General features: G+C 57.3%; 23 protein-coding genes. 16 read left to right on the top strand and 7 right to left on the bottom strand.

The annotated features are described in order from the left end of the window. Positions 1-28: 28 nt before the first annotated feature. The 6 genes from PEL8287_RS14355 to PEL8287_RS14330 all read left to right on the top strand — a co-directional run bounded on the left by PEL8287_RS14355 (position 29) and on the right by PEL8287_RS14330 (position 7,061). Positions 29-289 (top strand): DUF4212 domain-containing protein, encoded by a 261-nt coding sequence (locus PEL8287_RS14355; RefSeq protein WP_085893118.1) that lies wholly within the window; start codon positions 29-31, stop codon positions 287-289. Positions 290-304: 15 nt separating this feature from the next. Beyond that, positions 305-2,089, top strand: a complete 1,785-nt coding sequence (locus PEL8287_RS14350) for a sodium:solute symporter family protein (protein WP_085893117.1) — start codon at positions 305-307, stop codon at positions 2,087-2,089. A 164-nt stretch (positions 2,090-2,253) separates the two neighbouring features. Then, the gene (locus tag PEL8287_RS14345) at positions 2,254-4,098 is read left to right on the top strand and encodes a DUF294 nucleotidyltransferase-like domain-containing protein (protein ID WP_085893116.1); all 1,845 of its coding nucleotides are present in this window, start codon (positions 2,254-2,256) and stop codon (positions 4,096-4,098) included. A 2-nt stretch (positions 4,099-4,100) separates the two neighbouring features. Next, positions 4,101-4,607 (top strand): hypothetical protein, encoded by a 507-nt coding sequence (locus tag PEL8287_RS14340; RefSeq protein WP_085893115.1) that lies wholly within the window; start codon positions 4,101-4,103, stop codon positions 4,605-4,607. 17 nt (positions 4,608-4,624) lie between these two features. Continuing rightward, positions 4,625-5,008, top strand: coding sequence for a response regulator transcription factor (locus PEL8287_RS14335; RefSeq protein WP_085893114.1), 384 nt, complete (start codon positions 4,625-4,627; stop codon positions 5,006-5,008). Continuing rightward, a complete protein-coding gene (locus PEL8287_RS14330) occupies positions 5,001-7,061 on the top strand; it encodes a 3'-5' exonuclease (RefSeq protein ID WP_085893113.1) in 2,061 nt (686 codons plus the stop codon). Before PEL8287_RS14335 ends, PEL8287_RS14330 begins: the two co-directional genes overlap by 8 nt. Before the next feature lie 89 nt (positions 7,062-7,150). Here PEL8287_RS14330 and PEL8287_RS14325 read toward each other — a convergent pair whose 3' ends face one another. The 4 genes from PEL8287_RS14325 to PEL8287_RS14310 form a co-directional block, all read right to left on the bottom strand. After that, positions 7,151-8,743, bottom strand: a complete 1,593-nt coding sequence (locus PEL8287_RS14325; protein ID WP_085893112.1) for an ABC transporter permease — start codon at positions 8,741-8,743, stop codon at positions 7,151-7,153. Beyond that, complete coding sequence (locus PEL8287_RS14320; protein ID WP_085893111.1) at positions 8,736-9,773, bottom strand: quaternary amine ABC transporter ATP-binding protein; 1,038 nt, start codon at positions 9,771-9,773, stop codon at positions 8,736-8,738. Before PEL8287_RS14320 ends, PEL8287_RS14325 begins: the two co-directional genes overlap by 8 nt. Positions 9,774-9,851: 78 nt before the next feature. After that, positions 9,852-10,802, bottom strand: coding sequence for an ABC transporter substrate-binding protein (locus tag PEL8287_RS14315; protein ID WP_085893110.1), 951 nt, complete (start codon positions 10,800-10,802; stop codon positions 9,852-9,854). 322 nt (positions 10,803-11,124) lie between these two features. Further along, positions 11,125-11,973, bottom strand: coding sequence for a LysR family transcriptional regulator (locus PEL8287_RS14310; protein ID WP_085893109.1), 849 nt, complete (start codon positions 11,971-11,973; stop codon positions 11,125-11,127). A gap of 121 nt (positions 11,974-12,094) precedes the next feature. Here PEL8287_RS14310 and PEL8287_RS14305 point away from each other — a divergent pair, with 121 nt between their 5' ends. The 9 genes from PEL8287_RS14305 (at position 12,095) to PEL8287_RS14265 (ending at position 20,398) form a co-directional block, all read left to right on the top strand. Beyond that, a complete protein-coding gene (locus PEL8287_RS14305; protein ID WP_085893108.1) occupies positions 12,095-12,619 on the top strand; it encodes a flavin reductase family protein in 525 nt (174 codons plus the stop codon). A 12-nt stretch (positions 12,620-12,631) separates the two neighbouring features. Continuing rightward, positions 12,632-14,107, top strand: coding sequence for an aldehyde dehydrogenase (locus PEL8287_RS14300; RefSeq protein ID WP_139837816.1), 1,476 nt, complete (start codon positions 12,632-12,634; stop codon positions 14,105-14,107). Between the two features lie 11 nt (positions 14,108-14,118). Beyond that, complete coding sequence (locus PEL8287_RS14295) at positions 14,119-15,279, top strand: aromatic ring-hydroxylating oxygenase subunit alpha (RefSeq protein ID WP_085893106.1); 1,161 nt, start codon at positions 14,119-14,121, stop codon at positions 15,277-15,279. Positions 15,280-15,302: 23 nt separating this feature from the next. Continuing rightward, the gene (locus tag PEL8287_RS14290) at positions 15,303-16,361 is read left to right on the top strand and encodes an LLM class flavin-dependent oxidoreductase (RefSeq protein ID WP_085893105.1); all 1,059 of its coding nucleotides are present in this window, start codon (positions 15,303-15,305) and stop codon (positions 16,359-16,361) included. Further along, positions 16,351-16,947, top strand: a complete 597-nt coding sequence (locus PEL8287_RS14285; protein WP_085893104.1) for an amino acid synthesis family protein — start codon at positions 16,351-16,353, stop codon at positions 16,945-16,947. Before PEL8287_RS14290 ends, PEL8287_RS14285 begins: the two co-directional genes overlap by 11 nt. Next, on the top strand, positions 16,948-17,763 hold the full coding sequence (locus PEL8287_RS14280) for an alpha/beta fold hydrolase (protein ID WP_085893103.1): 816 nt from the start codon (positions 16,948-16,950) through the stop codon (positions 17,761-17,763). An 84-nt stretch (positions 17,764-17,847) separates the two neighbouring features. Beyond that, entirely contained in the window at positions 17,848-19,536 is a 1,689-nt protein-coding gene (locus PEL8287_RS14275; RefSeq protein WP_085893102.1) for a thiamine pyrophosphate-binding protein, read from the top strand. Positions 19,537-19,538: 2 nt separating this feature from the next. Continuing rightward, complete coding sequence (locus tag PEL8287_RS14270; protein WP_176228656.1) at positions 19,539-19,940, top strand: TauD/TfdA family dioxygenase; 402 nt, start codon at positions 19,539-19,541, stop codon at positions 19,938-19,940. 92 nt (positions 19,941-20,032) lie between these two features. Continuing rightward, positions 20,033-20,398 (top strand): carboxymuconolactone decarboxylase family protein, encoded by a 366-nt coding sequence (locus PEL8287_RS14265; RefSeq protein WP_085893101.1) that lies wholly within the window; start codon positions 20,033-20,035, stop codon positions 20,396-20,398. On the opposite strand, the gene PEL8287_RS14260 is transcribed toward PEL8287_RS14265, so the two are convergent. Further along, positions 20,399-21,325, bottom strand: coding sequence for a DMT family transporter (locus PEL8287_RS14260; RefSeq protein ID WP_085893100.1), 927 nt, complete (start codon positions 21,323-21,325; stop codon positions 20,399-20,401). Between the two features lie 272 nt (positions 21,326-21,597). On the opposite strand from PEL8287_RS14260, the gene PEL8287_RS14255 reads away from it, so the two are divergent. After that, entirely contained in the window at positions 21,598-21,885 is a 288-nt protein-coding gene (locus PEL8287_RS14255; protein ID WP_085893099.1) for a copper-binding protein, read from the top strand. 11 nt (positions 21,886-21,896) lie between these two features. Here the strand turns inward: PEL8287_RS14255 and PEL8287_RS14250 are convergent, their stop codons facing one another. Next, complete coding sequence (locus PEL8287_RS14250) at positions 21,897-23,573, bottom strand: Na/Pi cotransporter family protein (RefSeq protein WP_176228655.1); 1,677 nt, start codon at positions 23,571-23,573, stop codon at positions 21,897-21,899. A 64-nt stretch (positions 23,574-23,637) separates the two neighbouring features. Then, positions 23,638-24,435, bottom strand: a complete 798-nt coding sequence (locus PEL8287_RS14245) for a phosphodiesterase (RefSeq protein WP_085893097.1) — start codon at positions 24,433-24,435, stop codon at positions 23,638-23,640.

Genomic DNA, 24,435 nt, shown 5'->3' with positions numbered 1-24,435 from the left:
GAGGAAACCTGAAAAGGGAGGACGGGACGTGTCCGACAACTCTGAAAACAATGCATATTGGAAGGCCAATGTGCGGCTAATCCTCTGGAGCCTGGTAATCTGGGCTCTGGTTTCTTTTGGCTTTGGCATTCTGCTGCGCCCAATGCTTTCGGGTATCGCGGTAGGCGGAACTGACCTTGGCTTTTGGTTTGCGCAACAGGGGTCGATCCTGGTCTTTCTTGGCCTGATCTTCTTTTACGCCTGGCGCATGAACAAACTTGATGCCGAACACGGCGTCGGCGAAGAATAACGGGGGCCTGACCAAATGGATCAGTTTACAATTAACCTGCTGTTTGTGGGCGCGTCTTTTGCGCTTTACATCGGCATCGCGATTTGGGCCCGTGCGGGTTCAACATCAGAATTTTACGCGGCGGGCCGTGGCGTTCACCCCGTCACCAACGGTATGGCAACGGCGGCTGACTGGATGTCGGCGGCTTCGTTCATCTCGATGGCGGGCCTGATTGCCTTTACCGGCTATGACAACTCGTCCTTCCTGATGGGCTGGACCGGCGGTTATGTTCTGCTGGCTCTATTGCTGGCCCCTTACCTGCGCAAGTTCGGTAAGTTTACCGTATCCGAGTTTATTGGTGATCGTTTCTATAGCCCCACTGCGCGTCTGGTGGCGGTGATCTGTCTGATCGTGGCCTCGACCACATATGTGATCGGCCAGATGACTGGCGTCGGCGTGGCCTTTGGCCGGTTCCTGGAAATCTCAAACACGTCTGGCCTGTTGATCGGCGCGTGTGTGGTGTTTGCCTATGCTGTTCTGGGCGGGATGAAAGGCGTGACTTATACGCAGGTGGCACAATACTGCGTGCTGATCATGGCCTACACCATTCCGGCGATCTTTATTTCGTTGCAACTGACGGGTAATCCTATCCCGGCCCTTGGCCTGTTTGGGGATCACGTCGCCAGCGGCCAGCCCCTGTTGGCCAAGCTGGATGCGATTGTTGCTGAACTGGGTTTTGCCGAATACACCGCGCATCACGCTGATACGCTGAACATGGTTCTGTTCACGCTTAGCCTGATGATTGGTACGGCTGGTCTGCCCCATGTCATCATGCGCTTTTTCACCGTTCCTAAAGTGGCCGATGCACGTTGGTCTGCCGGTTGGGCACTGGTGTTCATTGCATTGCTCTATCTGACAGCACCGGCAGTTGGTGCCATGGCGCGTCTGAACATCACTGAACTCATGTGGCCAAATGGTACAGACGCACAGGCCGTATCGGTTGAACAGATCGAAAACGAAGCCAGATATGACTGGATGGCCACCTGGCAGAAAACGGGCTTGTTGGGCTGGGAAGACAAGAACGGCGACGGATATATTCAATACTACAATGATAAATCCGAAGCGATGCAGGCAAAAGCGGCTGAAAACGGCTGGACCGGCAATGAGCTGACCAACTTTAACCGCGATATCCTGGTACTCGCCAACCCCGAGATTGCCAACCTTCCAAGCTGGGTCATCGGTCTGGTTGCGGCGGGTGGTCTTGCGGCGGCGCTTTCAACCGCTGCCGGCCTGCTGCTTGCGATTTCGTCGGCGGTCAGCCATGACCTGATCAAGGGGCAATTCAACCCCAACATCAGCGAAAAAGGCGAGCTGTTGTCGGCCCGTGTTGCCATGGGTATCGCGATTGTCGTGGCCACCTATCTGGGCCTCAACCCTCCGGGCTTTGCGGCGCAAACTGTGGCCTTGGCCTTTGGTCTGGCGGCGGCGTCGATTTTCCCGGCGCTGATGATGGGGATCTTCTCGAAGAAGATCAACAATCACGGAGCCGTGGCAGGCATGCTGGCCGGTCTGACCGTTACGCTGGTCTATATCTTCCTGCACAAGGGTTGGTTCTTTATCCCAGACACGAACAGCTTTACTGACGCTGATCCGCTGCTGGGAACGATCAAGTCCACCTCGTTTGGTGCGATTGGGGCGATGATCAACTTTGCGGTTGCCTATACGGTTGCCGGAATGACCAAGCCGACACCGCAACATATCCGTGATCTGGTTGAAAGTGTACGCGTACCTAAAGGTGCCGGTGCTGCGACCGATCACTGATTGTTAAGGTAAAATCTTTTAGGGGGCGCAAAGAATGTGCCCCCTATAGTTCTTCTGGTCCGATCATCAGGATATCATGACCGGACACGGCCCCCGATATTTCCGGGCACAGGGCTCTCTTTTAGATACACTGAACAAAGCACTGACAGAGGATACCGGCGATCATGGCTGACGACCCTTCGGACATTCTGGACGTCCTCAAGCAACACGCGCCGTTTGATATGTTGCCCGAGGCCCTGCGCGCCGAGATCGCGCCGGGTATCACCCGGATTGAGGCGCGCGAGGGTGAAATCCTGTTTTCAGAAGGCGCCCGGTTGGCGGGGCTTTATCTGGTGGAAAGCGGTGCGTTGGATATCGTTTCTAGCCACGCTGATCTGGTGTCTCGTCGCGGGCCTGGTGATATTATGGGCGAACGCGGGTTACTGCGCGACGGGCTGGCCATGCTGACCGCGCGTGCGACGGAGGCCTCAACTTTGTTGTTGATCCCGCCGAAAATATTTTTCGATCTGATCGAACGCGTGCCCGAGTTTGAAATATGGTTCGAGCGGGCCCGCCCGTCATCATCCATGACATCGGATGACGGGCCATATGCCACCGGGCTGACCGCGCTGCAGGTGTCGGACCTAATGAGTGCAACACCGATTTCCTGCGCATCGGACAGCACGATTACCGATGTGGCAAAGATGATGCGCGCGCATAGCATCTCGTCTGTTGTGGTGATGGACGGCAGCGCGCTCAAAGGTATCATCACGGCCCATGACCTGACCAACAAAGTGCTGGCCGAAGGATTGACCGGTGATGTGCCAGTGCACCAGATCATGACACCGGATCCGATGACCATTGCACCAGATGCCCTGGGGCTGGATGCGCTGATGATGCTGTCGGATCATGGTATTAACCACCTGCCGGTGGTGGTGAACGCGCAAATTGTCGGGATGGTTGGTAAGACTGATCTGTTCCGCCAGCAGGCCGCCACAGCAAGCCACATGATTGCCGATATCGTGCAGGCTGAAGATGCACACGATATGGCTGCAGTGATGACACGGGTACCAACCCTGTTGACACAGCTGGTTAGTGCCGGGGCCCGCCCGAACGCCATCACCCGCCGGATCACGGATATCACCGATGCGATCACCCATCGCCTTTTGGGATTGGCGGAAAAAAAGCTTGGCCCGCCGCCAGTGCCCTATCTGTGGCTTGCTTGTGGCAGCCAGGGGCGGCGCGAACAGACCGGTGTTTCGGATCAGGATAATTGTCTGATCCTGGACGATGCGTTCAAGCCCGAACATGACGACTATTTTGCTGAGATGGCACAGTTCGTATCGGACGGGTTAAACACCTGCGGATTTGTCTATTGCCCCGGTGACATGATGGCCACCAACCCGCGTTGGCGTCAGCCGATCCGTGTTTGGCGCGAATACTTTAACAAGTGGATATCTGAACCCGACAACGAGGCGCAGATGCTGGCCTCGGTCATGTTTGATCTGCGGCCCATTTCAGGCGAAAACGGGCTGTTTGATGAGCTTCAGCAGCAGGTGCTGACGCGGGCCCGTGCCAACTCGATCTTTGTGGCGCATATGGTGTCAAATTCGCTCAAGCATACGCCGCCTCTTAGCCTGTTCCGGGGCTTTGCGTTAATCCGGTCGGGCGAGCATAAAAACAAGGTTGATCTGAAACATTCTGGGGTGGTGCCGGTGGTCGATCTGGGCCGGGTCTATGCCCTGGAAGGCGCGATTAAAGCGGTCAACACGTATGACCGGCTGAAAGCTGCGCGCGAAGCCGGTATCGTGTCCGAATCCGGTGCCCGGGACCTGATTGATGCCTACGATCTGATTGCGGAAACGCGGTTGCGTCACCAGGCGGCGCAGATCAGGGCGGGCGAGGCGCCGGACAACTTCATGGCGCCCAATCAATTATCCGACCTTGAACGTAACCACCTGCGCGATGCATTTATGGTAATCAAGACAATGCAATCGGCCCTTGGACAGGGCCGGGGAAGTTTGGGGTAACTATGTTTTTTGAATTGATTGCGACATTTGCGGCCGGGATCGGCGTTGCCGGCCTTGTGATGGTGCTGAATGTTTTCACCGGTGGCCGTTTGCCGCGCTCGATCATACCAGTGGCGGCAGGGCTGGCCATGCTCGGTTATACCATTTGGTCGGAATATAGCTGGGCTGGGCGCGTCACAGCCGAGTTGCCCGAAGGTTTGGTTGTGATCTACAGCGCCGAAGAAAAGAAATACTGGAAACCCTGGACATACCTTGCCCCACAGACCACGCGCCTGATGACATTGGATACGCGCAGTATTCGCAAAAACCCAGATGCACCCGACACTCAGATGGTAGATCTTTACCTTTTTGCCCGCTGGTCGCCTACTGCGATAAAGCCCCAACTGGTCAATTGTGAAATGCAGGCGCGCTCAGTGGTGACCGATAAAAGCCTGGCTGACCCGGCAGCGGCCAATTGGATCACGGCTGGCGCTGATGATCCGCTAATCCGGGCCATCTGCAAAGGCTGACTGCAAAGGAGAGTCCAATGTCTGCAAAGTCAATTCTTCTGGTCGAAGACGAAGACAATATTGCATTGGCGTTGGAATTTCTGATCGGTCGAAAGGGGTATAGGCTGCGACGTGTGGCGACAGGCAATGATGCCATTGCGGCCCTCGCCGAGGAATGTCCTGATCTTGTGGTTCTGGATGTCATGCTGCCCGAGCGTTCGGGTTATGAAATCTGCCAGATCATACGCAAGGATCCGTCGCTGAAGCATCTCAAGATTTTGATGATGACGGCACGTGGCGGTGAAGTTGAACGGCGCAAGGGGCTGGCCCTTGGGGCAGATGCGTTTCTGACAAAACCGTTTGCCACCAGCGATCTGACAAACGAGATCAGCGCGTTGCTGGGGGAGACCCCCAATGGCTGAACGATTTGGTCTGAGACTGCGCTTTGCGTTGTTTTTCGCAGCCCTTGCTTTGGGCGGGTCGATTGCCATCTGCGGGGGCCTGTGGCTGGGGTATACACGCATGGGCGGCCCGGTCGAAGGCTATGTCACGGCAGGAATAGTCGCCGGTTTCGGTCTGCTGGGGCTGGCCGCCTGGGTTGGGCTTCTGTTTGATGAAAACGTGGCAAAACCGATCCTGGCACTGGCGTCGGAGCTGAACACGCGTGCACGGGCGGGCGTTGATGCCGACATCGACGAAAAACAGGCGCGGTATCTGGGGGCGCTGGCACCGGCAGTCAGCACCATTCATGATGCCCTGTCCGAGGCGCGAGCGGCACAGGAGCACGCCGTCGCGCTTGAAACGGCGCGGATCAACCGTGAGAAGGCGCTGTTTGAAACGCTGTTGCATGATCTGGCCGAAGGGGCTGTTGTTCTGACGCCGGATAACCGGGTGATGCTGTATAACCGCGTTGCCCAGCAGTTGCTGGGCGCGCTTGGTCTGGATCGAAGAATTCAGGCCTTTCTGCGTCCCGAACCGCTGGAACATGCGCTAAAACGGATGGAATCCAAATACGCCCGCGGGCAGATCGAGGCTGAAAGCTTTCTGGCGGCCAGCGCAGACGGATCCCGTTTCTTTCTTGCCCGGATCAGCCCGGTTATCTCGGATGAGGAACGGTTGGGCCACGTGTTAATTTTTCACGACGCCACTGAGGATCTGCAAGTCCATGCCGAAAGAGACCATCTTTTCAACACCATGCTGGAGCAGGTGCGCCGCCCGGCTGCTGCGTTGAGTGCTGTTCTCGACGTGCTGCAGGAGGACGGCGATATGCCCGCCAAGACCCGTGCTACATTCAATGCGGCAATGCGTGAAGAGGTCGACCGTCTGTTCACCTGCCTCAGCGATACAGGCCCGCGTTATGGTTCGGCTGCGTCGCGGCACTGGCCGATGACGGAAGTGGCCGCCGAGGACATTTTTGATGCACTCAGGGCCCGGGGAATTACGAAGCTGGATTCAGTAGGCGGCTCGCAATTTATGCGATGTGACGGGTTCGCGATTGTCGGGCTTTTAGCCCTGGTTCTAAACGGATTGGCCAAGTCTGAAACGCGTCACGACATCACTCTGAAAGCTGAACCACATGACCACGAGGTCTGGTTGACCATCATCTGGAATGGCGAGGAAACGCCAGATGGTCTGATTGATGCCTGGGTGCAGCAGCCAATTTCAGGGGGGTATGGCCAGTATACCGGGCGTGATGTTCTTGATGGTCATCGAACCGAGATTTGGTCGGAGATCCAGGCAGATGGTCATCGTATCGTGCTACCACTTGTCGCTGCAGGAGAGCCGGTGCTGAGTGCGTCGGAGGCAAGGCCGGAGTTTTACGATTTCAATCTTCCCGCCGTTGCACTCGACGATGATATGGCCGACCGTCCATTGTCTGAGCTATCGTTCGTCGTGTTTGATACCGAAACCACAGGGTTGTCTCCCAGTAATGGGGACGAGATCGTTCAGATTGCGGGTGTGCGTATCGTAAATGGTCGCCTGCTCCGAGGGGAAGTGTTTGAGACGCTGGTCAATCCGGGGCGTCCGATTCCGGCGGCAACAACGGCCGTGCATCATATAACCGACGATATGGTGGTCGATGCCCCGGGTATTTCCGAGGCTGGAAAGCGGTTTCATGATTTTTGCCAAGACTCTGTTTTAGTTGCACATAACGCACCATTTGATCTTGCTTTCCTGCGCCTGAAGGAACAGCAGATCGGTCGAAAATTCTCGCAGCCGGTTTTGTGTACTGTTTTGCTTTCGGCAGCGCTGTTTGAGCATACGGGGTCGCATACGCTGGATGCTCTGGCGGGGCGGTTCGGGGTGTCGATTGCACCTGAATTGCGCCATACCGCATTGGGTGATGCGGTGGCGACTGCGGAAGTTTTCCAGCAAATGCTTAAGGTTATGCAGGGTGAGGGCATCGGGACATTGCGGCAGGCCATCGCGGCCGAACGGCGGATGACGCAGATCCGCAAGGCGCAGAATTACTGAGCGCCGACTGTGAGCGCTGAAGGGTTTCCATGTGGATTTTGCAAGGTTTGCGACCGGCCCAGGGCGAATTGCCCGGGCCGGTCGGGAAATCAGTCTGTCTGATCTTTTCGGCGAAAGGCGCCTTGTACAATACGGTCGATGACCATGGCGCAGAAGAGGATGGCAAAGCCACCCAGCAGGCCCTCGCCTTTGGCGGCATATTGCAGTGCCTCAAGGATAACCTTGCCAAGGCCACCGCCGCCAATAAGCGAGATGATCACCACCATCGACAGGCACATCAGGATGGTCTGGTTGACGCCGGCCATGATCGACGGCAACGCCAGCGGCACCTCGACATCCTTGAGCAGTTGAAAGCGCGACGCGCCAAAGGCCACGGCAGCCTCTTTGATGCTTTCAGGAACGCCGCGCATGCCAAGGGCGGTCAGGCGAATGACCGGCGGCATGCCAAAGATGATCGTCGCCAGAATGCCCGGCGGGTTGCCGGTGCCGAAAAACGCAATGATCGGGATCAGGTAGACAAAGGCGGGCAGGGTCTGCATCAGGTCCAGAACCGGTTCGGCGATTTTGTAGGCACGTTTGGATTTGCCAAACCAGATGCCTAACGGAATGCCGATTGCTACGCTGATCAGCACCGCAGCCCCGACAAGTGCCACGGTTTCCATTGCCAGCTCCCAGTAGCCGAAAAGCGCGATATAGGCGAGCGAGGCAGCCGTAAAGATGGCCACGCGGGGACCTGCAGCGCGCCATGCGGTAACGCAGATGACTAGCATCACCACGGGCCAAGGCGAGCCGCTGAGAGCAAGTTGCAGACCGTCAAGAACAGTTTTTACAAATACGATGATACCCCGTGTAACATCGCTCCAGGCGGTCACGGCCGAGTCGATCACGGCATTCAGCCAGTTGGCCACGCTTGTGAACAGGTTTGCGGATCCGTTGCCCAGAAATAGTGCTGAAGCCTGATCCTCGGGAAAGGTATCGAGCATCGGGATCGAAGAGCTGATGGTGAACCGGAATACGATCAATGGCGCAATCGCAGCCACAAGAATGGCCCCCAAAGCAATGTTGCGCATGCTGCGACCGCTTTCGGTGCTATCCGGGTCAATCCGCCAGCGGGAATACTGCTTTTCATAGGCAGTATTGGCATAAAACCCCTGTATCAGTTTGAAAAATACAAGCAGGGCAAGGCCGGTCAGCATGATGCCAAATGCCTGCGACTGGGCAGCGTCTGCCTTGGCAAGGCTATCATTGGCAGCTTTGGTGATGTTTTCGGCCAATTTGTTAAAGCGTTCCGGATCTTCGCCGGATGCCGTTGCGGCGGCCGCTTTGTCGAGAAATTCCTGTGCTCGGTCCAGCTGGCGCTGGGCGCGGTCAGCCATATCCGAGCCAGGGTTACCCCACCAGCCACGGCCAATCTGAACCCAGGCGATGACCTCGAGAATGAGGAAAGTCCAGAACATGCCCCAGACAGCGCGGGACGCAGACCAGAGCGGCCCAAGCAGGGCTGCCCACAAATTGAAGGTGGTGGGTAATAGACCGGTGGCATCGTGGATCTTGTGGAAGACCCCCGCGTAATAGCCGCCGCTATCGCCAGCGAAATTCTTGATAGAGGCATCAAGCGCGTCGCGGTCGACCTCGATATCCGAGGCGGCGGTAACTTTCATCTCGGACGTTGGATCACTCATCTTTGCCCCCCTGAATGCCGCGCAGCAGGCGCGGTTTGGTCACGATGCCTACATCGTTTCCGTTTTCGGTGATGACCACCGGTTGTTCGCTGCCGACAGCCAGATCAATCAACTGATCCAGATCAGCGCCTTCATCGGCGCGCGGCGCGCCTTCCAGCGAGCCCTTGTAACTGCCAAGCGGCTGCATGATCGAATGGGCCTTGACCAGTTTCAGTTTGGAGATGCCCTGAACGAATTCGCGCACGTAATCGTCGGCGGGGTTCATCACGATGTCCTCTGGGGTGCCGATCTGTACGATTACGCCGTCTTTCATGATTGCGATGCGATGGCCGATGCGGATGGCCTCGTCCAGATCATGGGTGATGAAAAGCGTGGTTTTCTTAAGTTGGGCGACAAGCGCCTTGAACTGGTCCTGCAATTGCAGGCGGATAAGAGGGTCAAGCGCCGAGAAGGGCTCGTCCATCAGCAAAATCTCGGGGTCGGACGCCAGCGCGCGGGCAATACCAACGCGTTGTTGCATGCCGCCTGAGAGCTCTTTTGGAAGACGATCTTCGTAGCCTGTCAGGTCGACCAGACCCAACGCATGATCGGATACGGCCCAGCGTTTGGATTTGGAAACCTTCCTGATTTCCAGTGGGTAGGCGACATTGTCGCGGACCGATCGGTGTGGCATCAGCGCCATGTGCTGAAACACCATGCCGATCTGCTGAGCCCGAACGCGGCGTAGCTCAGATGCGCTCATCGATGACACATCACGGCCCAGAATTTCGATTGTGCCTGCAGTAGGTTCGATCAGGCGGTTGATGTGGCGCACCAGGGTGGATTTGCCCGATCCGGACAGGCCCATGATGCAAAAGATCTCACCCCGTGGAACATCGAATGTGGCGCCTTGAACACCCACAACGCATTGAAAGCGTTCCAGCACCTCGGGCTTTCCGATGCCTTCGTTTTTCACTGCCTGCATCGCCTCGTCGGCGCGGGCGCCGAAGATTTTCCAGACGTCTTTCAGGCTGACTACGGTTTCGCTCATGATCTCCCCTTCACTGAGCAAAAGACCGCCGGAAATGCCCGGCGGCCCTATGATGATTTTAAGCTAGTGCAGTGCAGATCATTCTGCGAACCAGCCAAGAACCTGATCTTCGTGTGCCGCAATCCACTCGTCGGCATAGGCGGCCGGATCTTTTTTGTCGATCACCACAGCAAAGGTCATATCGGACACAGCTTTGGTGTCGAAGTTTACCTTGCTGAGCATGCTGGCCACGGCGGGGAAGTCGTTTTCAAGCGATTTCGCATAGTGAATGTGCAGGTAGGCCAGATCCCAGGCAACGCCGGCTTCGGAAACTTCCAGCCAGTTGGGATCGTCGGTGGGTTGCTTTACGTTCCACTTGGCCGCGTCGTAAGGCGGCTCTTCCAGAATTTGCATGTCATGCAGGGCAAAGACATAGTGGGGTGTGTAGCAGAAACCCAGCCATGGCTCGCCCGCCTTGATCGCGTTGGCAAGGTTGGCATAGGCGATGGTTTCGTCCGACTGGGTCAGTTCCAGTGTCTGGTCATAGCCATAGGATTTGGCGCGGATACGCTCGACATTGGTCGAGGCCCAGCCCGGGGCACCGATCCATGCCTCGCCCTGGCCGTCGCCATTGGTGTCGAAAAGGGCGGCGATGTCCGGATTGGACAGATCATCGATTGAAGTGATGCCGTGTTTGTCGGCGCTGGCTTTATCGACGCACATGCCCTGGAATGCCTCAACCCCGTTGGGGTTCATGACGACAGTGCCTTTTTCCTTGACGAAAGTGTCGTGCAGGTTTTGCTGGTTGGGCATCCAGACCTCGGGGTGGACATGCATGGCTCCGCTGTCCATCGCTTCGAATACGATCGGGTTGGTGCCGTTCTGCAGTTCAACTTCAAAACCGAGATTCTGTTCGATTGCTGCCTTCAGGATGTGTGCGGTTGCGTTGACCGATGGCCAGTTGGGCACGCCGATTACGATGTCTGCGGCCATTACCGGAGCGGCAAATGCCATCATGGTTCCGGTTGCAAGCGCTGTGAGTTTCTTCATTTTTAGATATCTCCTTGTTGGGCGCCCATTTTCGGGCTTTTGGTTTTTGTTGCACAGTGTGTGTTGGGTCGTTGAAGAGATAGGGCCAAAATTATTCCTCTTATAGTGCCAGATCTTTCCAGAAATCCGTTTGGCACTTCGTCGGATCGACTTTACCTCCTGTTTCATGACGGCCCAGTATAACCGGATTTTACGGTGTAATCAGTCTTTCAAACCACAATATTTTTGAAAAGTGAAACTTTATGCACAAAACGTGCGGTTTTTTCAAATTTACGAAAAATAGAGTTCGGGTTCTCTGCAATGACGGTCTCGCGACTTGTGATTACAGTCTCACCTTCTGACAAAGCTCATTGACCAGGGGCTGGAACCAGCCCCAGTTTTTGGAAGCCATGTCGTTGACGATCAGGTTCTTTTTGCGGGTAAAGACGGGTGCAATGTCCAGGACGTAAATCTTGCCGTCATCAACATACGGCTGTGCAAGCGCCCGCGGCAGATAGGCCGAGCCGCCGCGGTCGAGCATGCATTGCAAGGCCCACCATGAACTGTCGAAACTGATCCGTTCCACCCCGGCATTGTGATAGGCTTCATCGTGCTGGCGTCGGTACTCGGCGCCGTGGTTTACAAAGATGTAAAGCGGGTCCGCGTCGATCGGCGTGTCCGGCCGGTTTGAATACAGAACCAGCTCTTCTGGTGGCAGAGGGTAAACTGTCTGGTTGCCACGCCCCCCGGAATCGTAAGTCAGAATGACGTCGACCATGCCTTCGTCCAGCCAGGTTCCGAGATCGCGAAAGCTGCCCTGATGCACCGAGACGGCCATTTCGGGATGATCGGAAATAAGCCTGTTGAAAAACGCGCGTCCGGGACCATGCCAAAGTTCGCGGTCACAACCGAAGGTACAGATCGAATCCAGTCCGGCAGGAAGGGCAGTTGCATGTTTTGCCTGGCGCCAAATACCGGTCATGACCCGCGCATACCGCAAAAGCTTGGTGCCCGTAGGTGTCAGGGTCGTGCCGGATTTCTGCCGGTTCAGAAGGACCTGACCCAGTTCTTCCTCCAGCGTTTTAAGGCGCGCGGTGACCGTAGATTGGGTCACGTTCATCTTGGCCGAAGCCCGTACAAGGCTGCCGGTATCGACGATAGCCAGAAAGGTTTGCAGGGAAGTGATATTCATGACGCCGCACTCAATTCGAGTTTTTTGCATTTATGTAGCAAAACAATTCGTTTTCAAGAAGTGAAAATATGTGCCAGCTTTCAGCACCACCTTCTTTAAAATGCGAACAGGGGGTTCAGCTATGTTCAGGGAAAATGACGGCCTTGTGCCGCGTGATCGGTTTGTCTCGGCGATGCGCACGGTTGCGTCTTCGGTCACGGTTGTCACAACCGACGGCACCGCGGGCCGATTTGGTGCGACTGTCAGTGCTTTTTCATCGGTTTCAGCCGATCCACCGACAGTGCTGGTCTGCCTATACGCAGATAGCCGGATTGCCCGGGCAGTAACAGAAAACGGCAGGTTCTGTGTCAATGTCCTGTCGGAAAACAGCCCCGAGATTGCCGACCGCTTTGCCGGACGCCATGATGCCAGGTTCAGCGACCGGTTTTCGGGGATCGAGTGCTATGGCGAGGCCGGGACCGCGCCGATGATCGACGGGGCGACGTGTTTCGGCTGCGATGTGCAGCAGCATGTCCGTTCCGGCAGCCATCTGATTGTGATCGGTCATGTCAAAGAGGTGTGGGACGGGCAGATGCCCCCGCTGGCGTATCGTGTTGGCAGTTATCATCGGGTCGTACCGCAGGCGGCGACCTGTGCGGCCGAATAAGGAGGGATGCGAATGAAGACCTATCAGATGCTGATTGCCGGGGAATGGGTGGATGCCGGTGATGGTGGCAGGTTCACCACAGCAAACCCAGCAACCGGAGAAGACTGGGCAACTGTGCCTGAAGCCACAGCCGAGGATATAGACCGGGCAGTGCGCGCGGCGCACGCCGCCTGTTACGAGGGGCCCTGGGCCGCGATGACCGCCACGCAGCGGGGACATTGCCTGCGTCGCCTGGCTGATCTGCTGGCAGAACGGTCCGAGTATTTTGGCGAAGTCGAGACCCGCGATACCGGCAAGATGTTGAAAGAAACCAAGTGGCAGTCGAAATACATTGCAGAGTTTCTGCATTTCTATGCGGGGGCCGCCGACAAGGTGCATGGTGAAACCCTCCCGATCGACAAGCCCGACATGTTTGTGTTTACCGAACGCGAGCCTTTGGGCGTGATTGCCGCCGTCGTGCCGTGGAACAGCCAGATGTTTCTGACGGCAGTCAAAATCGGCCCGGCGCTGGCGGCTGGGAATACTGTTGTTCTTAAAACATCCGAGTTTGCCCCGGCGGTTATACTGGAATTTGGCCGCTTATTTGCCGAGGCAGGCATTCCCGATGGGGTGATAAATATCGTAACCGGGCACGCCGACCCCTGCGGTAAGGTCCTGACATCGCACCCGCTGGTGGCGCGGATTTCGTTTACTGGCGGCCCAGTGGCGGCAAAGCATATTCTGGTGAATTCCACGAATAATTTTGCCGAGGTTTCGCTGGAGCTGGGCGGGAAATCCCCGTTTATCGTGTTTGACGATGCGGATGTTGAAAGCGCGGTCAATGGCTCGGTCTCGGGTATCTTTGCCGCATCAGGGCAATCATGTGTCGCGGGGTCGCGCCTGATCGTGCACGAAGATATTGCCGATGAATTTCTGGCTCGGATGGTGAAAATCGCTAATGAAGCCAAAATCGGTGACCCTATGCTGGATGAAACCGAAATGGGTCCGTTGTGCACATACGGTCAGCTTGAAAATATCGAACGGCAGGTGGCCAAGGCGGTAGAGCAGGGCGGTAAGGTTTTATGCGGTGGCAAGCGCGCGGCGGGGCAGGGCAGTGACATGTTCTATGAGCCCACGATCATTGATTGCCCCTCACCTGATCTGGAAATCGTCGATACCGAACTTTTCGGTCCCGTACTTAGCGTGCTGCGTTTCAAAACCGAAGAAGAGGCGTTGCGCCTTGCCAATGACACCGAACACGGGCTGGCCGCAGGCATCTTTACCCGCGACAGCGCGCGCGCTTTGCGGATGTCTCGCAGTGTCCGGGCGGGCATTGTCTGGGTCAACACCTATCGTGCCGTCTCGCCCATTGCCGAGTTTGGCGGCATGAAGAATTCGGGTTATGGCCGCGAAAGCGGGTTCCAGGCGATTTACGACTATACGCGGCCCAAGACAGTTTGGATGAACACATCCTCCGAACCATTGGGCAGCCAGTTTGTAGCGCGTTGAGGAACGGGTTCATGCAAATGAAGCTTTCACCATCGTTGCTGGAAGGGTTGGAAAAATGCCGAGCCGAGGTGAACCAGGCATTTTCCATCCCGCCGGAATGTTACGTGGTGCCTGAGATGGCCGAAGCCGAAGAACAGGCCGTCTTTCGCAGATCCTGGTTGGGTGTGGGGCGTGCAGATATGGTGAAGGCGCCAGGCGATTTTGTTACGTTGGATGTGGCCGGGCAGGCGGTACTGCTGGTGCGTGACAAAGAAGGGCAGTTGCAGGCGCTGGCCAATAGCTGCAGGCACCGCGGCGCACGTCTGGCCGAAGGGGCGGGGAATTGCCGGGGCTTCAAGTGCCCGTTTCACGCCTGGGCCTATCATCTGGACGGCAGATTGGCGGCGGCCCCGAAAATGGAAGAGGCGGCAGGGTTTTGCCGCGAGGATTTTAATCTGATCCGGTACCGCGCCGAGGAACGGCTGGGCTTTGCTTTTGTCTGTCTGGATAAGGCGGCGCCCGAGCTGGATGTCGTGTTGGGCGATTTTGCCAGGGTGCATGCACCCTGGCCGATGGAAACTCTGGTGTCGACCCGGCGGCGGGAGGTGACGGTCGATTGCAACTGGAAGGCTTTTCTGGAGGTCTTTAACGAATATTATCATCTGCCATTCGTGCACCGCGATTCAATTGACAATGTGTACTCCCTTCCTGATGCGGCAACAGTCACGACAGGGGCCTATGCCAGCCAGTTTGGCAAGACCGTGGGCACCGGAGGACTGTTGCAGACCCAGCAGGACCGGGCTTTGCCGCCGATGCCGGGCCTGGTCGGGCACGCAGCGCAGGGGGTACGATACACTTGGGTTTTCCCCAATATGACCTTCGCGGCAGGCACGGATGCGCTGTGGGTTTATGAGGCCTATCCGCTGGGGCCGGACCAATGCCATGTGGTGCAAACCGCCTGTTTCCCACCCGAAACGCTGGAGCTGTCAGAAGCCGCGTCGCGCGTGGGCGCCTATCACGACCGGCTGGATGCGGCGCTGGCCGAAGACATTCCTGCGCTGGTAAATCAACATCGCGGACTATCCTGCCCGGATGCGCGACAGGGGCGGTTTCAGCCCCTGCTGGAACCCAACGTTGCCGCCTTTGCCGCCTGGTATGCAGGGACGATGGCAAGAGCTTCCAACCAACTTTAACTGAGCAAGAAAGCGATCATGAAATGAAATTCCAACTGGCAATCAATCTGGAGCGAATGACCCCTTCCGTAGATATGAAGGAGGTGCGCGATCATACGTTGGAAATGGTCAAGATGGCCGATGCCGCAGGGTTTGAGATTGCGTGGGCCGCCGAGCATCATGCGATGGAGATGACGATTGCACCCAATCCGTTTCAGATCCTGACATGGTGGGGCGAGCACGCCAAAAACATCCGTCTGGGTGTGGGCGTGGTGAACGCGGCCTACTGGCACCCGATTGATCTTGCGGGTGAGGCGGCGTTTCTGGACCTTACCAGCGACGGGCGGCTGGAATTCGGCATTGGATCAGGCGCTTACCAGCGAGAGTTTGATCGGATGAAGCCGGGTCTGGATCAGCGCGACAGCTGGCGCTACATGCAGGAAATGCTGCCGGTGGTGCAAAAACTCTGGGAAGGCGATTACGAGCATAACGGCGAGTTCTGGCAGTTCCCCAGTGCCACCTCGTGCCCCAAACCGGTTCAGAAAGACGTACCCGTCTGGGTTGCCGCCCGCGCGCCGATCACATTTGATTACGCGGTAGAGCACGGTTGCAATATCATGAGCTGGCCGCTGACCATGCCGTTTTCCGAGGCCGAAACCTATCGCGCGCGGCTGGACGATGCGATTGCCAAAAACGGTGGCAAATACGATGGCCGCTGGGCGCTGATGCGGCACACGGCCATCTATGACAATGAGGTCGACCGCAAGGCGGCAATGGATGCGATCCGCGTACAGCTCAGCCAGTTCGGCAATCTGATGATGAAATCGGGCGAGGTGATCAACGGTTTCCCCGAGCAGGTCCCGCTGGACAGTCTTGAGGGTAATGCGCGAGTCGACCCGGAAATGCTGGAACAGAACCTGATGTTCGGCTCACCCGGACAGGTGGTCGAAAAACTGAAGATGTATGAAGGCATCGGTGTGGACGGGTTTATTTACTATGCCTCGATGGGCATGGACATGGACCAGCAGAAACGCTCGTTGAAACTGTTTATTGATCAGGTTCTGCCTGAATTTTCTGAGAAGGAACTTGTAAATGCCGGTTGAAATTCGTCGTACGCTGACGCTGGTTCAGACAACCTTTAAGGAAGGTTGGAAAGAGGTGGCCGAGCCCACCAAAATGGTCACCGCCATGGCGATCATCCGTAATCCGTGGTTTGGCCTTGGTCATGTAGAAGATTTAAGCCCCGAGGTGAAAGAGCACGGCCCGGTTCTGGGCAAATTGCTGACCGAGATGATCCTTAAGGAAACCGGCGGCACGGTTGAAGGCTATGGCAAGGCCTCGGTCGTGGGCATGGGCGGTGAAGTGGAGCACGCGCAGGCCCTGACCCATACATTGTGGTTCGGCAACCAGTACCGCGACGCGGTCAATGCCAAGTCGTATCTGGTGTTTTCCAACACCCGGGGGGCTGCGGGCACGTCGCTGATGATCCCGCTGATGGACAAGGACGATGGCGGGCGCCGCTCGCATTATCAGACAATCCATACCTGCGTCCCCGATGCACCTGCGGATGATGAGATTATCATGGCGCTGGGCGCCTCGATTGGCGGGCATCCCAACCACCGGATCGGGGACCGCTATGCCGATCTGAAAGAGATGGGCCGCGACGTTGATAACCCGGCGGGGGTTTAGATGCCGATAAGCAAGGCAGGTACCGCCTATGAACTGTCGGGGCCCGAAGGGGCTCCGGTGGTGGCGCTTATTCACGGATTGGGCATGTCGCGCGGCAGTACCTATGCCGACATCGTACCGATTCTGGCGGAAAAGTTCCGGGTTCTGAATTATGATCTTTGTGGCCACGGTGAGACGGCTTTGCCGACGCAGACACCCAGCCTGACAGTGCTGAGTGAACAGCTGATCACGCTGATGGATGAGTTAGGAATCGAGCAGGCCGCCCTGGTGGGGTTTTCGCTGGGTGGCATGATCAACCGGCGCGTGGCGATGGATCATCCTGATCGGGTATCGGCGCTGTGTATCCTCAATTCACCGCATGAACGTGGGCAGGAACAGCAAAAGCTGGTCGAGGAACGTGCGCGCGATACCAGTGCTGGCGGGCCGGGGGCCACGATTGATGCCACGCTGGCCCGGTGGTTCACCGAAGGGTTTCGCCGCGATCATGCCGATAAGGTGGCTGAAATCCGCAAGGTGGTGATGGCCAATCACCACGAGAATTATGCGCTGCACCGGTTTGTATTGGCGGCAGGGGTGGTGGAACTGATCCGGCCAGAGCCGCCGATCACGCATCCCACGCTGATCATGACCTGCGAAAAAGACAGCGGCCAGCCACCAGAAATGAGCCATGCGATTGCCTCCGAGATCGAAGGGTCAGAGGTTATCATCCTGCCGGAATTGCAGCATCTGGGGCTGATAGAAAGGCCAGACCTGTTTGCCGAACCGGTAAAGGAATTTCTGAGCCGGAAACTACAGAACAACCCGTCCCGGCCCTGAGCCGGGACGTCTTAGCCAGTCGGGAGGCCCCGGGTCAGGCCCGGGCGGCGACAGGACACTGAAGAATTTGAGGGAAAATGCGATATGAAAAAGATGACAGGCGGGCAGGCCGCAATTGAAGCGATACGGGCCGAGGGGACAAGCCATGTGTTTGGTCTGATCGGCTCGGCCACGATGGAAATGTTCGACGCGCTTTATGATGCGAAGGATATCAATTTCATCGGCGTGCATGACGAGCGTACCGGCACGCATATGGCTGATGGGTTTGCCCGGATGAGCGGGCAGGCAGGGGTGATCCTGGCCGGGCAGAACGGGCCGGGGGCCACCAACCTTGTGACCGGTCTGGCACAAGCCAAGGCGGCCTATTCGCCAGTTGTCAGTATCGCCGGGGCATTGGCCAGCGGGCACCGCTATCGCGACGCCTTTCAGGAGGTGGATCAGGACGCGCTATTCAAACCGATCACCAAGAAGACCTGGACCGCTACAAGTGCCGATCGTGTGCCCGAAATGCTGCGCGAAGCTTATCGCGAGGCGATGGCCCCACGCCGTGGCCCGGTGCAGCTTAATCTGCCGCGGGATGTGTTGTCGGCGCAAGCCGAATTCGATGATTTCCAGAAACCCGGCGCCTATCGCCCCTGCGCTGCCCCGGCGGGGGCACAGGGTGAGATTGACCGCGCAGCGGCTTTGCTGGCCGGGGCAAGCCGCCCGGTGATCATCGCCGGTGGCGGGATCAAGAATACCGGCGGTGCTGATCAGTGTATGGCACTGGCCGAAGCACTGAATTGTCCGGTTGTCACATCTCCGGGACACGGCGATGCGGTGCCTTTCGGTCATCCGCTGAACGCGGGTCAGATGGGGCCACGGGGCAATGTTGTAGCGTCACGTCTGGTGAAAGAGGCCGATGTAATTCTGGCGCTGGGCACACGCGTCGGGTTTAACGCTACCTTTTATACCTATGACAACATCAACCGAGACGCCAAGATCATCCATGTCGAACTGGAGCCCACCGCGATTGGCCGGTACTTCCCGGTTGAGATTGGGATATGGGCTGATGCGCCCACGGCGGCTGGTCAGCTGCGCGGGGCTGTGGCGAAGATTACGGCGCGCCACAAGGCCGAGGCCTGGACGAAATCCTTTCAGGCTGAAAGGCAGGCCTATCTTGCCCAACGCGACGCGGATGCGCAGGTAGAGGCGATGCCGATCCATCCCTCGGGCTTGTTCAAGACGCTGCGCGATGTGATGCCGAAAAATGCAGCCGTGACAATGGATGCGGGCACGTTGTGCCTGCAGGCCACCGATGCGCTGAATTACTGGCAACCCAAAAGCCTGTTCACGCCGCTTGATTTCGGGCTGGTCGGCTTTTCCTTCGCCTGCGGGCTGGGCCTGAAACTGGCCGCGCCTGAGCGCCCGATCATCTCGCTGATGGGGGATGGCGGGTTTGGCATGACCGTTTCGGAACTATCCACGGCTGTCGACTACGGGATCAATACGGTGACGGTGGTGATGAACAATCGCTGTTGGGGGGCCGAAAAAGCCTATCAGCGTGACTTCTTTGGCGAGCGCTATATCGGTGCCGATATTTCCAGCCCGCCATTTGACAAGCTGGCCGAGCTTTATGGCGCCAAAGGGTATCGCGCGGATACGCTGACGGGTATGGCCGAGGCGATCGAGGCGGCACTGGACTGTGGCAAGCCTGCGGTTATTGACGTCATGGTTGATCCGGCGGCGCTATATTCTTTCCGCCGTGACAGTTTCAAACACCGCGGAGGGTGAAAATGAAAGCGCACGGGATTACACCGGCTATCGGGGCTGAAATCAGCGGGGTGGACCTAACCAAGCTGACCGGCGTTGTGGCCGATAGTCTGTATAATGCGCTGCTTGAGCATCAGGTGATCTTTTTGCGTGGCACTGACATCACCCCCAAGCCACTGAACGATGGAATGGCACGGTTCGGGCATAATATTCGCCCGCTCATAGACACACATCCTGTGACGGCTCGCAAGCATCTGAATTTCAACGAGGCCTTTGTGACTCATATTCCGGGCCTTCCCACCAATGAGGCTAATGCGCTGAAAACATGGCTGGCGAACCACATGAACAAGCCCGAGGATCAGATCCGCTGGCGTTGGCGCGCAGGCGATCTGGCGATGTGGAACAACCGTTGCACCATGCATTAGGCCGTAGCCGATTATCTGCCCGCCTATCGCTGCATGATCCGGATCACGGTGGTTAAGGATCGCCGCGCCGGAACTGAAATGAAAGAAGCATCATGACCAAAAAGACCTATCCCGCGACCGAGGCGCAAAAACAGACCGACGACTGGAACCCGATGTGGGACCTGATGGAGGAAATGGACCCGGATTACCTTGAGGCGTTTCTGGCGTTTCGGGCCGTGCCGCAGAAACAGGGGCCGCTGCCGCAGAAATACAAAGAGCTGATCTTTATCGCTATCAACGCCGCCACGACCCACCTTTGGGCGCCCGGCGTGCGGCGGCATATTCAGAACGCGCTGCGCGAAGGCGCCACCAAGGAAGAGATCATGGAAGTGATCCAGCTGACCTCGATCATGGGGATCCATTCGATGACGCTGGCGGCGCCTATTTTGCAGGAAGAGCTGGAAAAGGCGGCAGGTTAGCTATGGTACCTCTGCGCGTTTCATCAGCGAGAGGGTAATAGCTGAGGCGAAGATAACCGCGATACCTGCAAGGGCCAGCGTGTTGGTTGTCGTCCCCCACAGCAGGTAGGACCAGAGGCTGGCGAAGACCAGAAATGAGTATTCGAAAACCGCAATGAACGAAGGTGTTCCGATACGGTAGGCCTGCGCGATGCAGGACACGGCGATCATCGCGCCAACGGCCTGTATGAGGGTGAGGTAGAGAAAACGCGCGGTTGGCGTTTCCCATCCGCGGGTGACAAACCCCTGAGATTCGTTGGGCCAGAGGGTAACGCACAGCAAAATCACCGCGCTGGCCGCGCCCATCGTGGTAAAGATTCCAAGCGTCAGGGTCAGTGCGTTTTCGGCACCACACAGGTGGCGGGTGATCAATGTGCCAAGCGCATAAAACGCCCCGGCAGCCAGCGGCAGGAAGGAAAGTGCCGTTAGGTTGGCCAGATCGGGCTGCAACAGCATCAACACCCCGGCAAATCCGCAGACCACGGCAAGAAACTGAAAAAACGTGATCCGATTGGCGAAGATCAACGCCGAAAACAGCAACACCCAGATGGGTGCACTAAAGATGCCCGCACCGGCCTGCGCCACGGGCAACACGCCCAGAGAGGCAAAATAGATCATCAGGCCGATGCCAACCGTGACGCTACGCAATATCAGAAATCTCGGTGTGCGGGGTCTGAAATTGAAGCCAAACACCGTCGCCCAGATCAGTAAAAGAGGCACGGCAATCAGCGTTCGGAATACATGAAATTGCCAAAGCCCTGCCTCTTGCGATACGGGCTGTACGAAATTGTCGACAAAGCTGAGGATGGCAGTCGAGACAAGTGCAAGAAGCGCCGCATGAAAATTACGCGGTGCGGCAATCGTCAGAGAAGGCGTATCACTTGGCATGAAATATTGTATCCCGTCCCGGCCCGAACGCCGCCCTGCCGCTGTTGGCAGCGCGACGCTAAGCGGCGGCGCAGGATGTGACAAGCACGATTGGCGCCTGCAGCGAAAGACGTGGCCGATGCTGTGCTGATTATGGCGCAGCGCAAAGCCTTTTTGTAAAGCAGTAGAAGCGCTGGCCGAAATGTACTATGACGCGCTTGAGCTTACCGCCCAATTGCGCCGTTGGTTTTTGAATGTATCCGGGCAGGATAGCTGACGACAGGAGACGTCTTATGAAACGGATCAGATCTGCGGCACTTATGGTCGCGCTTGTCGTGGCGACGGCGACCGGTACGCTGGCGCAGCAGGCCTTTACAAAAGGGATGGTCAAAAAGATCAAACCCGAAGGCGGGCTGGTAACGATCAGTCACGAGGCGCTGACCAATCTGGACATGCCCGCGATGACCACATCGTTTCGCGTGGCCGACCCGTCGATGCTGCGCAGATTGCAGCCGGGCAAGCCGGTGACGTTTGCCGCTGACCGGATCAATGGCAAACTGACCATCACTGCATTGAAATAAGACGTCTGCGTTCAGCCCTCGGTCGCGGGTTCGTCGGTCAGTCGGCTGGACAGCAGGTCACCGGTGTCTGACAGGATAGGGTGGGCGATCATCGCAACAAAGGCGTTGGCCTGTTTCAGCGCGCGCAACGTATCTTGGTGAATGTTACTGGTCTCGATACTTTCGACCATGCCTTTTTGCAGGCGGCCCAGATGCTGTTGCTGCAGCAGTGTTTCGACGGCACGAACTCTTTCTTTGGCGGCTACCAGTTCGCGGGCTGTTTCGGGATTCTGGGTGATGATGACATCCAGCGCCAGTTGCGTGTTGGCCAGGACCCTGTCATGAAAATCGCAAATCTCTTCCCAGCCTTGCGTGGAAAAGGCCACGCCGCCTGAATTGAGGTGTTTGGCAAGTCCCACCATTTTTCGTGCGATGATATCGCTGGCAGCCTCCAGATTGGCGGCTGAAGTTGACAGATCCATCGAGCGTTGACTGGCTTCTTCTTCCAGGGCGCCGCGGTTTAGCTTGGCTAGGTAAAGTTTGGTTTCATGGTGCATTCTGCGCACCGCCTTGTCCTGTGACTGGATGGCGGCGGCCGTGGTGTCATCCCATTTGTCGTAGATCGAGATGACCGAGCGCAGCATCTGTTCAACGGTTTCTCCCATGCGGATCAGTTCGCGCGATGCGCAGGAAAGCGCGCGCTCGGGCGTGCCCAGGGCCGTTGGATCAAGCGCGCTGATCCGCCCCAATCCCTCGACGGGGTCGGCAGGCGCTGTCATCAGGGTTTCGGCGATGCGTGCGATCAGGGGCGCAAACGGGACGGCGATCAGGGCAAGGCCCAAATTGAACACCAGATGAAGGTTGATGACTTGCCGCATGCCGGTTGATCCCAGCCAGTCAAGCGAGGATACAAAGAATGTCAGGCAGACCAGAAGCAAAGCGGCGCCACCGCCCCGCAGGACCAGGTTTGACACGATCATGCGGCGGGCGTTGATCGAGGCTGAAAGAGTCAGGGCATAGGCAATCATGGCCCCGCCCAAATTGGCACCAAGGACCATGCTCGCTGCTGCGGTGACCGGCATGACACCCTGCATCACCAGCGTGACAAACAGCAAAACGGCAGCCACCGACGAATGCACCAGCCAGGCAAAGATGGCACCAATAGCAAAGGCGGTCAGCGTATCACGGCCCAGATATTGCAGCACATGCACAACGTTGTCGCTATCCATCATTGGCGCGGTGGCGGCGCGAATCATGTCGAGCGATACAAAGATCAGCCCTAACCCGATCAGGATGCGACCGGTCTGGCGCAGTTTTCGCTCTTCAGCGCGCAAAAACATCGCAGTTCCCGCCAAAAGCAGCAGCGGTACCAAAAACTCGGCCCGAACCAGCAGCACCTGCGCCACCAGTGCCGACCCGACATCAGCCCCCAGCAGAATGGCCAGACCTCCCGCTATGCCGATGGTTTTGGCGGATACGAAATTGGATACCAGAATGGCAACGGCGGTCGAGCTTTGCAGCAGCATTGCCGACGTAGTGCCGGTAAACGCCGCCAGAGCGCGGTTTTTGGCGGACCGGCGAAGCCACAGCCTGAGTTGGACGGCAAATGCGCGTTCGACCCCTGTGCGGACCAGACGCACCGCCCAGATGAGCAGGGCGGCGGCCCCTGCGATATGCAGGAAGAACATGATTACACTTGGCTCTTGCAAGGTTTAGTCTCCAAAAGGCGAAACTGTTTCTCTGTTCTAAAAGCTCTTTGTCCTGCCCCGGGTTTTAAAACGGAAACGGGCCTTGTGCCTTTGATAATGGAATGCCTGTACTGCAAAATCCGTCATTCCAGTCATGTAGCATATACCCTGTAGGGCCGGACATGAAGCCCACAGGTGCGTCATTGCGTAAATCTGTTTTGAAGTGACTGGAGATCGATGGGCAGGCGATGGCCGTGGCGGGCCCGACCGTGCTGACAATCATGCTGTGAACGTGGCCGCAGATGATCCGGCAGGTATTTGGGGCAGAGTGGAGGATGCGCTGCAAGTCTTCAATTCCAGCCAGTCCCAACTCATCCATAAAGCGGATGCCCGAAGCAAAGGGCGGATGGTGCATGGCGATCAGGAAGGGGGCATCCGGCCGGCCCCGCAGCGCCTCTGACAGAAACTCCAGCGTGGTCTGATCCAGAATCCCGCTGCCCTGACCGGGTATCAGCGTGTCCAGCCCCACAAGCCGCAGATCCGGCAGGTCATGCACCCAGTTGATATGCCCGGTCTCGGGCATGAAAGCCTGATCGGCAAAACTGGCCCGCATCAGATCGCGCCGGTCATGGTTGCCGGGGATCAGAAAATAGGGAAGCTCCAGGCGTTCGATCTGGGTGCGGAACCAGTCAAAACTTTCCAGTGCGCCATCATCGGTAACGTCGCCGGTAACCAGAACTGCGTCGATGACGCCGTATTTTTCCATATCCGCAAGGATGGAATCGATGGCAGCGGCCATCAGCGCGGGGGTATTCAACTGACCCGACACAAGCCCGGGCGGGGCAATGACATGGGGGTCGGTGATCTGAAGGATGCGTGCCAA

It is taken from the genome of Roseovarius litorisediminis (genome assembly GCF_900172295.1).
Taxonomy (GTDB): Bacteria; Pseudomonadota; Alphaproteobacteria; order Rhodobacterales; family Rhodobacteraceae; genus Roseovarius; species Roseovarius litorisediminis.
This window is presented reverse-complemented; position numbering and strand designations above follow the sequence as displayed.

What these genes read in the sequence shown, in the direction of transcription:
- PEL8287_RS14350 (WP_085893117.1), top strand. Translation starts at nt 305, where the DNA reads ATGGATCAGTTTACAATTAACCTGCTGTTTGTGGGCGCGTCTTTTGCG.
- PEL8287_RS14345 (WP_085893116.1), top strand. Translation starts at nt 2,254, where the DNA reads ATGGCTGACGACCCTTCGGACATTCTGGACGTCCTCAAGCAACACGCG.
- PEL8287_RS14340 (WP_085893115.1), top strand. Translation starts at nt 4,101, where the DNA reads ATGTTTTTTGAATTGATTGCGACATTTGCGGCCGGGATCGGCGTTGCC.
- PEL8287_RS14335 (WP_085893114.1), top strand. Translation starts at nt 4,625, where the DNA reads ATGTCTGCAAAGTCAATTCTTCTGGTCGAAGACGAAGACAATATTGCA.
- PEL8287_RS14330 (WP_085893113.1), top strand. Translation starts at nt 5,001, where the DNA reads ATGGCTGAACGATTTGGTCTGAGACTGCGCTTTGCGTTGTTTTTCGCA.
- PEL8287_RS14325 (WP_085893112.1), bottom strand. Translation starts at nt 8,743, where the DNA reads ATGAGTGATCCAACGTCCGAGATGAAAGTTACCGCCGCCTCGGATATC.
- PEL8287_RS14320 (WP_085893111.1), bottom strand. Translation starts at nt 9,773, where the DNA reads ATGAGCGAAACCGTAGTCAGCCTGAAAGACGTCTGGAAAATCTTCGGC.
- PEL8287_RS14315 (WP_085893110.1), bottom strand. Translation starts at nt 10,802, where the DNA reads ATGAAGAAACTCACAGCGCTTGCAACCGGAACCATGATGGCATTTGCC.
- PEL8287_RS14310 (WP_085893109.1), bottom strand. Translation starts at nt 11,973, where the DNA reads ATGAATATCACTTCCCTGCAAACCTTTCTGGCTATCGTCGATACCGGC.
- PEL8287_RS14305 (WP_085893108.1), top strand. Translation starts at nt 12,095, where the DNA reads ATGTTCAGGGAAAATGACGGCCTTGTGCCGCGTGATCGGTTTGTCTCG.
- PEL8287_RS14300 (WP_139837816.1), top strand. Translation starts at nt 12,632, where the DNA reads ATGAAGACCTATCAGATGCTGATTGCCGGGGAATGGGTGGATGCCGGT.
- PEL8287_RS14295 (WP_085893106.1), top strand. Translation starts at nt 14,119, where the DNA reads ATGCAAATGAAGCTTTCACCATCGTTGCTGGAAGGGTTGGAAAAATGC.
- PEL8287_RS14290 (WP_085893105.1), top strand. Translation starts at nt 15,303, where the DNA reads ATGAAATTCCAACTGGCAATCAATCTGGAGCGAATGACCCCTTCCGTA.
- PEL8287_RS14285 (WP_085893104.1), top strand. Translation starts at nt 16,351, where the DNA reads ATGCCGGTTGAAATTCGTCGTACGCTGACGCTGGTTCAGACAACCTTT.
- PEL8287_RS14280 (WP_085893103.1), top strand. Translation starts at nt 16,948, where the DNA reads ATGCCGATAAGCAAGGCAGGTACCGCCTATGAACTGTCGGGGCCCGAA.
- PEL8287_RS14275 (WP_085893102.1), top strand. Translation starts at nt 17,848, where the DNA reads ATGAAAAAGATGACAGGCGGGCAGGCCGCAATTGAAGCGATACGGGCC.
- PEL8287_RS14270 (WP_176228656.1), top strand. Translation starts at nt 19,539, where the DNA reads ATGAAAGCGCACGGGATTACACCGGCTATCGGGGCTGAAATCAGCGGG.
- PEL8287_RS14265 (WP_085893101.1), top strand. Translation starts at nt 20,033, where the DNA reads ATGACCAAAAAGACCTATCCCGCGACCGAGGCGCAAAAACAGACCGAC.
- PEL8287_RS14260 (WP_085893100.1), bottom strand. Translation starts at nt 21,325, where the DNA reads ATGCCAAGTGATACGCCTTCTCTGACGATTGCCGCACCGCGTAATTTT.
- PEL8287_RS14255 (WP_085893099.1), top strand. Translation starts at nt 21,598, where the DNA reads ATGAAACGGATCAGATCTGCGGCACTTATGGTCGCGCTTGTCGTGGCG.